Source organism: Bradyrhizobium sp. (genome assembly GCF_035484855.1).
In the GTDB taxonomy this organism is placed as follows: Bacteria; Pseudomonadota; Alphaproteobacteria; order Rhizobiales; family Xanthobacteraceae; genus Bradyrhizobium.
Genome location: NZ_DATHOP010000053.1, coordinates 1 through 10,934, shown reverse-complemented (window position 1 = coordinate 10,934; position 10,934 = coordinate 1). Strand labels below are relative to the sequence as shown.

Genomic DNA, 10,934 nt, shown 5'->3' with positions numbered 1-10,934 from the left:
AACTGGACCGTCGCGACACGCTCGGGCGGCCATAGCTGGTCGTGCAATCCCGTCCGCGACGGCGGCATGTTGCTCGACGTATCGCGCCTCAACGCAGTGACGATCGATGCGCGGCAGCTGAGCGCGACCGTCGGGCCGGGCTGCCGCGGCAATCAGGTCAACAAATTGTTGGCGGCACAGAAGCTGTTCTTCCCGATCGGTCATTGCGAGGGCGTTGGGCTCGGCGGCTTTCTGCTGCAAGGCGGCTTCGGCTGGCACTCGCGCGCGGTGGGCATGGCCTGCGAGAGCGTGCTGGGCATCGACTATGTGGGCGCCGATGGCGCATTGCGCCACGCCAGCGCCAGCGAAAATGCCGACGTGTATTGGGCCGCGCGCGGCGCCGGACCGGGATTTTTCGGCGTCATCACCCGCTTTTATTTGAAGCTTTACCGGCGGCCGAAAGTGATCGGCGCCAAGCTCGCGTTCTACACCGCCGATCATCTGGAACAGATCGTGCGCTGGGCGCATCAGGTCGGGCCGCAGGTGCCGCTCTCGATCGAGCTGATGTTCATGGTGTCGCGCTGCATTCCCTTTATCGAGGGCCCCGGCATCATGGTGGTGGCGCCGGTTTTTGCCGACAGCATTTTCGCGGCGTGGAAAGATCTCGACTTTATGAAAACGCGGCCGCCCGGCGCCAAGCGGGCGACGCCGTTCATCCCGATGCGGCTCTCGACGCTGAGCGCGCGGGTGATGTCGCATTACCCGGACAATCATCGCTATGCGGTGGATAATATGTGGACGCGGGCAGCGCCCGACGCGCTTCTGCCCGCACTCAAGCGCATCGTCGCCAAGCTGCCGCCGGCGCCGTCGCATATTTTATGGATGAACTGGGCGCCGCGGCTGCGGCGGCCCGACATGGCTTTTTCATTCGAGGATGAGATCTACGTGGCGATGTATGGCGTCTGGCGCGAAGCCGGCGATGAGGACAAGGCCGCAAACAAGGCCGCACGCTGGGCGCTCGACGGCATGACCGACATGGCGCCCTTGGCCACCGGCATTCAGCTGGCCGACGAAAACCTCGGCGCGCGGGCGGCGCGCTTCATGGCACAAGACAATCTGGCGCGGCTCGATCGGCTCAAGGCGAGCCTCGACCCCGCGGGCCGCTTTCACTCTTACATGGGCAGGCCCGACGGGCAGGCGCGCGACAACCGATGAAGCGCAGTCGACCGATTGCCGGCCGCCATCTCGGCTGGGACGCAGCCGATCTCGCGACCAAACCCTACGCGCGCTTTCTCGATCCAGACATCCGGCCGCTGCCCGACCCTATCCGCCACGCGCTCGATCGCGGCCCCCTGCCCGAGCCGCTGCTGCCGACGCTCGACACGGCGCCGCGGAGCTTGTTCGGGCAAACGCCCGCCATCGAGAACGGCTTTGCGCTGACCGCCGACGGCGCCATGGTGGTTGCGGCGCGCACCGATCTGCCGGGCGTGACGCCAGCGATGATCGACTGGTGGTTCGGCTGGCACAGCGACAGCCCGGAGCGCTACAAGCTCTGGCATCCGCTGGCGCACGTCAACGCCGCCTGGCTGTCGCCGCCCGCGCCGGGAAGCCAGAGCCGAGCGCGCTATGTGGAGGCAACCTCCATTGTCGACGAGTATATCGGCAGTGCGTTGCTGCGCGCCGCCATCCGTTTTCTGCCGCCCGCGGGACTGGGCTTTACCGAGGCGGGCCTCGACGATGCCGAGCAGGCGACCATCGTATGTGCGCGAACGGGCCTCGCTGATGTTCCAATCGATGTCGGTTACCTCGTTCACCATGTGCGCCGGACCACGGGCGGCAGCGAGATGCGTTCGCGCTTCTTTATCGGTGGGCGCTATGCGGCCGGCCGCAATAGCGCGCTCGGAACCGTGATGGCACGGGCGGCACGCGTTTTCATGCGCCCGACCGAAGCCGACGCGCGCGCCCTGTTGGTGCACTGCGCCGAGGAAATGCAGCATTTGGCGCAATTTCTACCGGCGCTTTATGCGCAATGCCGGCGCGACGGCCAGACGTAGTTTCACTTGGACCTAACCACTCGGGCGCCAAGCCTCCCCTTTTTACGGTTTCACCGCACCTTGGTCGTGGATTTTTCAAAACGGCGCACTACGTTGAATGGAAATCCTCCGGGGTAAGGCCGAAGCGGCCATGGCTGAAGAACGCGTCAACCGTAAGCTCGCGGCGATCCTTGCAGCCGACGTGGTCGGCTATTCGCGTCTGATGGGGGTCGACGAAGAGGGCACGCTCGCCGCGCTCAAGCAACACCGCCAGGCGGTATTCGATCCCGCCGTGGCCGCCCACCACGGCCGCGTCGTCAAGCTGATCGGCGACGGCACCATCGCGGAATTCGGCAGCGTCGTCGACGCCGTGCATTGTGCGCTGGCGGTGCAACGCTCCGACGGCCTGCTGCCGGACGAGGCCCAGCGCCAGCCCAAAATCGTGCTGCGGATCGGTATCAATCTGGGCGACGTGATCATCGAGGGCGACGACATCTACGGCGACGGCGTCAACATCGCCGCCCGTCTCGAGCCGCTGGCCGAACCGGGCGGGATTTGCGTCTCGTCCATCGTCAACGAAAGCGTCGGCAACCGGATCGACGTGAGCTTTCGCGATGGCGGCGAGATTTCAGTCAAGAATATCGATCGGCCGATCCGCGTCTGGAAATGGCACCCGCGCGCGGCTCCCGATCTCGCCAAACCGAAACCGAAGGAGGAAAACGCGGCACCCGCAGCACTCGCCTCGATCGCCATTTTGCCGTTCACCAACATGTCCGGCGATCCGGAGCAGGAATATTTCTCCGACGGCATCAGCGAAGACATCATCACCGCACTGTCCAAACTGCGCTGGTTCTTCGTGATCGCGCGCAACTCGTCGTTTACCTACAAGGGCAAGGCCGTTCACCTGAAGCAGGTCGCCGAGGAACTCGGCGTCGGCTACGTCGTCGAAGGCAGCGTCCGCAAGCGCGGCGACCGCGTGCGCATTACAGCGCAGCTCAATGATGTCGCAACCGGCAGTCATCTCTGGGCGGAAAAGTACGACCGCAGCATCGCGGACGTGTTCGCGGTACAGGATGAAATCACCGAGGCCATTGTCGCTGCGATCGAACCGCAACTCTATGCCGCGGAGAATTTTCGTGCCCGCCGCAAGCCGCCGGACAGCATGGATGCGTGGGATCTGGTGATGCGGGCGCTGTCGCATTATTGGCGGGTGACGCGACAGGATAATGTTGTCGCCCAAGCGCTGCTGGAGAAGGCGATCGCGATCGATCCGAATTACGGCCAGGCGCTTGGCGTGCTCGCCGCCAGCCATACTTTCAGCGCGCATATGGGGTGGGCGGACATGGCAACTGTCGTGCCGATCGCCGAACGCGCTGCGCTGGCGTCGATCCAGGCCGACAGCGAGGATCCCTGGGCGCATCTCGCACTTGGCAGCGCGTTGTTGTTCAAGCGGCGCTTCGAAGATTCGCTGGGCGCGTTCGAGTCGGCGTTAAGCCTCAATCCCAATTTTTCGCTTGCCCAGGGTTACTACGGCCTGACCCTGTCGTATTGCGGTCGTTGGCAAGAGGCCTGCGTGGCGGCGCAACGGGCGTTGCGACTGAGCCCTCGCGACCCCTTCGCGGCAATTTTTTGCGGCATCGCCGCCTATTCGCACTTTGTCGGGCGCAATTATGACGACGCGATACGCCTCGCAACCGAGGGCATCAGGCAACGCGGCGACTTCGTCGGCGGTCATCGGGTATTGACTGCCGCCGCCGGCATGGCGGGCCGTGACGATTTGGCCAGGGCCGCATTGCTCGAGCTTGAACGGGCGCAGCCCAATATTTCCCTTGGCTGGCTCGCCAGCCATATGCCGATCCGATACGACGCTGATCGCGAACATTATTTGGAAGGGTTCCGTCGTGCCGGTTTGGATTAGGCGATCCCGTGCGAACCGCAGGCTGTTTTCTTTCAGTTTACGATCCCCGCCATCTGAGCGGACGGATCGTGATCGAGTCGATGTCGCTCTTTGGCACAAAAGGGAGCACCAGGCATGCCCGCAATGCGGTCGCTTGCGGGGGTACACCGGACATGGCACCGGCAGCCGATTCCGGACCGGTTTGACCAGGGCGATCATGTCGATGGTTGATGGACTGCGTAACCCATCGCAGCATTGAACCGGTATATCGTCCGAGCACACCAATAAGCCGAACCGGGGATGCGTTCTGACCGGCAGGGGTGGGCTATGCTTTCAAGGGCGCGATTTTTTGGCGCAGTTTTGACCGCAGCGATGCCGTCAATGACAATTCTGTCGCTGGCATGGATTCCGGCACCGGCTCGCGCACAAACTTTGATCGACCGTAGTTGCACCGGCAAGTCCGATATCCCGGCCGGCCAACAAATCCTCGGATGCAGTGACGCGATCAAGTCGGGAGCCTTTGTTGGCAAGGATCTTGCGGTAGCCTTTGGCAACCGTGGCAGGGCGTATCTCGACAACGGCGAGCTCGACCTTGCGATCGCGGATTATGATCAGGCGATCGCCATCGATGCCAGCTCAGCCGTTTGGTTTTACGGCCGGGCCGCGGCATATTTTGCCAAAAAGCAAAACGACAACGCGATCGACGACTTGACCAGGGCCCTCGCGCTCGATCCGAATTTCGCCGTCGCTTACAATGGCAGGGGCAACGCCTATGCGGCCAAGGGTGACATCGACCGTGCCATCGCCGATTTCGATTCTGCGATAAGGATCGATCCCAAGGCCGCGTATGCCTTCAATGGCCGCGGGTCGATGTACCAGGCCAAGGGCGACATCGACCGCGCCATCGCCGATTATGGCCAGGCGATCAGCCTCAATCCGGCTTACGCCCTAGCCCACAACAATCGCGGTGGGGCATATCAGATCAAAGGCGACTATGACCGCGCCATCGCCGATTACGATATGGCGATCCGGATCGACCCGACCTACGCCCCTGCCTACGATAGTCGCGGCAGCATTTACGGCAACAAGGGTGACCGGGATCGCGCCATCGCGGACTACGATCAGGCGATCCGCCTCGATCCTGGTTTGGCTCACGCCTACGCCAACCGAGGCAGCGTCTACACGGAAAAGCAGGACTACGACCATGCGTTGGCGGACCTCAGTCAAGCCATCCGCCTCGATCCGAGTTCGGCCCAAGCGTACTACAACCGCGGCGTCGTCCACAGCATCAAGGCGGACTATGATCGCGCCATTGCGGATTACGATCAGGCAATCCGCCTGCAGCCACGATTACCCGTTGCCTTGAACAATCGCGGGCTCGCCTATTTGCACAAAAACGAGATCGACCGCGCCATCGCCGACTACAACGAAGCCATTCGGCTCAATCCAAGATTCTCTGTTGCCTTCAACAATCGCGGCACGGCTTTCGTCCGAAAGAAGGACTATGCTCACGCCATCGCCGACTACACCGAGGCAATTCGGCTTGATCCCGGTTACGCCGCAGCCTTGTTTCGACGTGGCGTCGTCAGGCGGCTGGACGGAGACAGGGCCGGCGGCGATGCCGATATCGTCGCCGCAAAGAAGATTGATCCCGACCTTGCCGAATAGGGCTTCGCGAAGCCGAAATCATTGCGACCCCGGGAGCTTTGGTTGAAGCAATTGCCGGGGCGGGATTTCTTCCGAGTCCGGCACTTTTCTGACATGCCGGAGCGGTCTAACGATGTCCGTTCCTCGGGGTGGACCGGAAGTGGCCGGCCGACGGTCAAAGTGTCGCGACTGACCCAACTGAGACATTGGCCGTGCCCTGCAAGATGGTTTTTGAACGGTTTGAGCCCTATCGGAGTACTCGCTTTAGCCGCTAATATGCCGTCTCTTGAGCGTGGATTCTGACATGCAGCGGCGCGAATTCATCACACTTGTTGGCGGAGCGGCGGCGGCTTTGCCGGTTGTGACGCGCGCGCAGCAGCCGAGCCCGGTCATAGGTTTTCTCCACCAAGGGTCATTGCCAACGATGCCATCCAGAACCGCGTTCCGGAAGGGTCTGGTCGAGGGAGGCTTTGGTGAAGGTTCTACCGTTACGATCGAAGATCGTCCGGCGGACGGTCGATACGATCGACTACCAGCGCTGGCGGCGGACTTGATCAGCCGTCATGTGTCAGTCATAGCCGCTGACTTTCTTCCTGCCGGATTGGCGGCGAAAGCAGCAACTCCAGAAATTCCGATCGTTTTCCTGAGCGGTAGTGATCCGATTGGATCGGGTCTGGTATCGAGTATCAATCGGCCGACGGGTAATGTCACCGGCATCGCCTTCATGTTTACCAGATTGGGTGCGAAGAACCTGGAGTTGTTGCGCGAGCTCGTACCAAAGGCCACCGTTATAGCCGCACTTGCTAATCCGGTGAATCCGAACGCTGAGCCCCAACTGAACGACCTGCGAACGGCCGCACAAGCGCTTGGCCTGCAACTTGTCACTATTGGCGCTAGCAATGACGCGGAAATCGAGGGTGCTTTCCCCACCTTGCTGCAGCACCGGGTCGAAGCGCTAATCATCACCGCTGATGGATATCTCATCAGTCGTCAAGATCAGCTCGTGACCCTGGCGAAACGTTTTGCGATGCCCACAATGTACCCCTTGCGCCAGTATGCGGAGGCAGGCGGACTTATGAGCTATGGCGCAAATCTGCCCGATGCATTTCGCCAATGCGGAATTTATGTGGGAAAGATACTCAAGGGCGCAAAGCCCACCGACCTACCGGTGCTGCAGCCGTCAACTTACGAACTTGTCATCAATCTCAAGACTGCGAAAGAGCTCGGCCTAACCGTGTCGCCCACTTTGCAGGCGCTCGCCGACGAGGTGATCGAATAGCTTTGCAATTTGCTGCGGTGGATGAGTTTCCTTCTGGCACTTTTCTGACATGCCGGAGCGGTCTAACGATGTCCGTTCCTCGGGGTGGACCGGAAGTGGCCGGCCGACGGTCAAAGTGTCGCGACTGACCCAACTGCGACATTAGCTGTGCGCTGCGGCAATGGTTTCGACGCGGGTCCAGCCCCTATCGCAGTGCTTGTTTGAGCCGCTAAGATGTCGTCTCCAGAGCATGGGGCAGACATGCGTCGGCGGCATTTTCTCGGTGTTTTAGGCGGTGCAGTGGCGTGGCCGCTCACGGTAAGGGCGCAGCAGTCTCTGCCCGTGATTGGGTTCTTGAGCGCACGCACCGCCACCGATTCCGAAGCGGTCCTGGCCGCGTTCCTTCGAGGGCTTGGCGAAGTCGGTTTGGTCGAAGGCCGAGACATCAAGATGGAGTACCGCTGGGCTAACGGAACGTTCGACAGATTGCCGATGCTCGCAAAAGAAATGGTGGACCAGCGCGTGGCGCTAATCGTAGCAGTCGCTGGCGATCTCCCTGTGCGCGCGGCGATGTCCGCGACTAAATCGATCCCCATTGTGTTCGTGGTGGGAACTGATCCAGTCAAACACGGCATAGTAAGTAGCCTCAACCGCCCGGACGGCAATGTTACGGGTGTCACGCTTTACAGCGTCGCGTTGGAGCAGAAAAAACTTCAGCTGCTTCGCGAATTGGTCCCTGCCGGAAACACGAGCTTTGGCGTCTTGCTCGATCCAAAACGGCCGGATCTGACCGACGTGAAATCGAGCATCGAAAACGCGGCGCAATCAATTTCACAACCAGTTCATTTTCTTTTTGCCAGCACCGAGGTCGAGATCGACTCAGCATTTGATGAAATCGTCCAAGCGAAGATCGGTGGTCTGGTGGTGATATCCGATCCGTTTTTTAGCGCTCACCGCGATCAGATAATCAGAATGGCGGCACGACGAGCGGTGCCCACGATCTATGATTCAGCGATACAGGTCGCAGAAGGCGGCCTAATGAGCTACGGGACGAGTTACACTGAAACCTACCGACAGGCGGGCATCTATGCTGCGCGTATTGTAAAGGGGACCAAACCCGCCGATTTACCCATACTGCTGCCGACCAAATTTGAATTAGCGATTAATTTGAAGACCGCCAAAACGCTCGGGCTGTCGATTCCTCCCACGCTGCTGGCTCGCGCCGACGAGGTGATCGAATAACCTCGGTCATTTCCGTTGTTGGCGTTTAGCGGATTGGCCTCGAGTCAGCCAAGACGTCTGCTTCCGAAGGCAACTCGGACATCGTCAACTCCATGGCCGTCCCGATTTATGAGTACACGCCCTGGTGAGTGGACCTCTCCACGAGCAAGCACCCCCTCCCCGCCCCTCGCCAGGCTCGCGGGGGGAGGGGAGTCGCGTCGTCACAGCAACTGATATTGCGCGCGCTCGCGCTTGGCGAGCAGCGGCAGCGCTTCGCCGGCGATGTAGGTCTTGAAATGCGCGCTCTCCTGATGGGCCTTGAAGGCGGCTTCGTCGCGGAACAGTTCGTAGAACAAAAACTGCGCCGGATTTTCCCTGGCCCTGGAGATCAGGAACAGCTTTGCGCCGGGTTCCTTCTGCGCCTCGGGGAGGAAACGATCCAGAATGCCGGCGACCCTGTCGGCTTGTCCTTCCCTGGCCTCCCATTGCGCGACAATCAACAGGCCGCCGCCATCGACGGCTTCGCCGACAGTCTTGTCCATTGCATATCGAACCATCGTCATCACTCCTTGTTTTCTTCGGGAAGTCCTCTGATAGATCGAATCCCGAAGATTATAGTTCGATCAACGTCGAACGATAACGTTAATCACTTCGATCCCGATCGAAGCGTCCTGGAGGCACGCGAGGCGCAGGTTCTGCCGGAAGCCGATGGCCGCGACTTTCATCGAACCGGCTGCCGCCTTCCGGCATCGGCGCTCTTGTGTCCGGCATCCAGCGCTTTAGAAGGGATGCCGATGACGGCTGCGACCGAGGTGGCCGCGTTGGTGACGGGACGGGGCAAGGCGACAGACGTGGATACCCTGAAGGTACGTGACGCCAAGGATGTCGAACAAGTGGTGCGGGCGGCGATCGCGAGCGACCAGCCGCTGGAAATCGTCGGCCATGGCGGCAAGCGGCTGATCGGTCAGCCGATGGCGACCAATGCGCTGCTCGACCTGTCGGCGCTCAATGCGGTGACAGCCTATGAGCCGAACGAACTGGTCATCACCGTGCAGGCCGGCGCGCCGTTGGCCGACGTTGCCTCGCTGATCGATTCCAAGAGCCAGCAATTCGCTTTCGAGCCGATGAACACCGCCGTGCTGCTGGGGACGCCCGATATCGGCACCATCGGCGGCATGATCGGCGCCGGCCTCGCCGGCCCCCGCCGCATCAAGGCCGGCGGCGCCCGTGACCATCTGCTCGGCGCACACGGGGTGTCTGGCTTCGGCGACAGTTTCAAGGCCGGCGGCCGGGTGGTGAAGAACGTCACCGGCTATGATCTCTGCAAATTGCTGGCGGGTTCCTGGGGTACGCTGGCGGTGATGACCGAAGTGACGCTGAAGGTCATGCCGCGGCCGGAGAGCGAGCGCACCCTGGTGCTGCACGGGCTCGACGATATCAGCGCGAACAAGGCGATGACGGCGGCGCTCGGCTCGCCCTTCGATGTCACGGGCGCGGCGCACGTTCCGAATTCGGCATTTCGATCGGCCGGCGGCGGGCTCGGTGAGCTCGGCGCCCAGCGGCAGGCGGCCACTTTGTTGCGGCTGGAGGGCATTTCGGCCTCCGTCGCCCATCGCGCCACAGCCCTCGCTAAACTGCTGGCTCCGTTCGCGGCGGCGGACATGCTGGAAGACGCCGCTTCTGCCGCGCTCTGGGGTTCCATTCGCGACGTCGAGCCGTTCGCGGCCGGCGGCGCGCTGGGGGCATGGCCGGTGTGGCGGATCGTCTGTCCGCCGGCCTCGGGCGGCAGGCTCGGCGAGCGGCTTTCGCGCGACACCGGCGGCGACGTGATCTACGACTGGGGCGGCGGGTTGATCTGGGCGGCGCTGCCGCCCAAGCCCGACGCCCAGGCCGCTTTGGTCCGCGCCCGCGTCGACGAGGTCGCCGGCCACGCCACGCTGATTCGCGCCTCCGACCAAGTTCGCCGCAATGTCGACGTGTTTCATCCACAGGCCCGCGGTCTCGCCGCCCTAAGCGAACGCGTCCGGCAAAGCTTTGATCCGAAGAACATCCTCAATCGCGGCCGGCTCTTGCGAGGAAGTGCGGCATGAAGACCGAATTCAGTCTCGCGCAGCTCGCCGATCCGGATATCGCGGAAGCCGACAAGATCCTGCGCGCCTGCGTGCATTGCGGGTTCTGCACCGCGACCTGTCCGACCTATGTGCTGCTTGGTGACGAGCTCGATAGCCCGCGCGGCAGGATCTATCTCATGAAGGAGATGCTGGAAAAGAACCAGCCGCCGACCGAAGAAGTGGTCAAGCACATCGATCGCTGTCTCTCCTGTCTTGCCTGCATGACCACCTGTCCGTCGGGCGTGAACTATATGCATCTGGTCGATCAGGCGCGGGTCAGGATCGAACGGGATTATACCAGGCCGCTGACCGAACGGGCGTTGCGGGCGGTGCTGGCCTGGGTGCTGCCGCGACCCGGGCTGTTTCGGCTGAGCATGGTGCTGGCGCGGCTGGGCCGGCCGCTGGGGGCGCTGCTGCCAACCCCGAAAACCGCATCGGCGACGCCGACGCTGTTGCGGCGAATCAAGGCGATGCTGGCGCTGGCGCCGGGCCATTTGCCCCCAGCCGGACCATCAGGGGGCAGCGTGTTCCCGGCCCAAGGCCCAAGGCAGGGGCGCGTCGCCTTGCTGCAGGGCTGTGCCCAGCAGGTGCTGGCGCCGCGTATCAACCAGGCCGCCATCAATCTGCTGACCCGTCACGGCATCGAGGTCGTGCTGGTCAGGGACGAGCAATGTTGCGGCGCGCTGACCCACCATCTCGGGCGCGACGGCGACGCGCTGGGGCGCGCCCGCGCCAACATTTCGGTCTGGCTCAAGGAGGCCGAGCGAGGCGGCCTCGACGCCATCCTG

The 10,934-nt window shown here is 62.3% G+C and carries 9 protein-coding genes; 8 read left to right on the top strand and 1 reads right to left on the bottom strand.

Annotated features, from left to right (window positions below):
- From VK804_RS06825 to VK804_RS06800, 6 genes are all read left to right on the top strand, one after another.
- Positions 1 to 1,194 (top strand): FAD-binding oxidoreductase (locus VK804_RS06825; RefSeq protein ID WP_325369195.1); only part of this gene is annotated, 1,194 nt, incomplete at its 5' end.
- Positions 1,191 to 2,033, top strand: coding sequence for a DAPG hydrolase family protein (locus VK804_RS06820; RefSeq protein WP_325369192.1), 843 nt, complete (start codon positions 1,191 to 1,193; stop codon positions 2,031 to 2,033). The genes VK804_RS06825 and VK804_RS06820, both read left to right, overlap by 4 nt.
- A gap of 130 nt (positions 2,034 to 2,163) precedes the next feature.
- Positions 2,164 to 3,930 (top strand): adenylate/guanylate cyclase domain-containing protein, encoded by a 1,767-nt coding sequence (locus VK804_RS06815; protein ID WP_325369190.1) that lies wholly within the window; start codon positions 2,164 to 2,166, stop codon positions 3,928 to 3,930.
- A 360-nt stretch (positions 3,931 to 4,290) separates the two neighbouring features.
- Positions 4,291 to 5,577 (top strand): tetratricopeptide repeat protein, encoded by a 1,287-nt coding sequence (locus VK804_RS06810; protein ID WP_325369188.1) that lies wholly within the window; start codon positions 4,291 to 4,293, stop codon positions 5,575 to 5,577.
- Positions 5,578 to 5,860: 283 nt separating this feature from the next.
- Positions 5,861 to 6,835, top strand: a complete 975-nt coding sequence (locus VK804_RS06805; protein ID WP_325369186.1) for an ABC transporter substrate-binding protein — start codon at positions 5,861 to 5,863, stop codon at positions 6,833 to 6,835.
- 333 nt (positions 6,836 to 7,168) lie between these two features.
- Positions 7,169 to 8,056, top strand: coding sequence for an ABC transporter substrate-binding protein (locus tag VK804_RS06800; RefSeq protein WP_325369184.1), 888 nt, complete (start codon positions 7,169 to 7,171; stop codon positions 8,054 to 8,056).
- A gap of 200 nt (positions 8,057 to 8,256) precedes the next feature.
- Here VK804_RS06800 and VK804_RS06795 read toward each other — a convergent pair whose 3' ends face one another.
- On the bottom strand, positions 8,257 to 8,592 hold the full coding sequence (locus tag VK804_RS06795; protein ID WP_325369182.1) for an antibiotic biosynthesis monooxygenase family protein: 336 nt from the start codon (positions 8,590 to 8,592) through the stop codon (positions 8,257 to 8,259).
- A 294-nt stretch (positions 8,593 to 8,886) separates the two neighbouring features.
- Between VK804_RS06795 and VK804_RS06790 the strand changes: the two genes are divergently transcribed.
- A complete protein-coding gene (locus VK804_RS06790) occupies positions 8,887 to 10,125 on the top strand; it encodes an FAD-binding protein (RefSeq protein ID WP_325369197.1) in 1,239 nt (412 codons plus the stop codon).
- A partial coding sequence (locus tag VK804_RS06785; protein WP_325369180.1) for a 4Fe-4S dicluster domain-containing protein occupies positions 10,122 to 10,934 on the top strand: 813 nt, incomplete at its 3' end. The genes VK804_RS06790 and VK804_RS06785, both read left to right, overlap by 4 nt.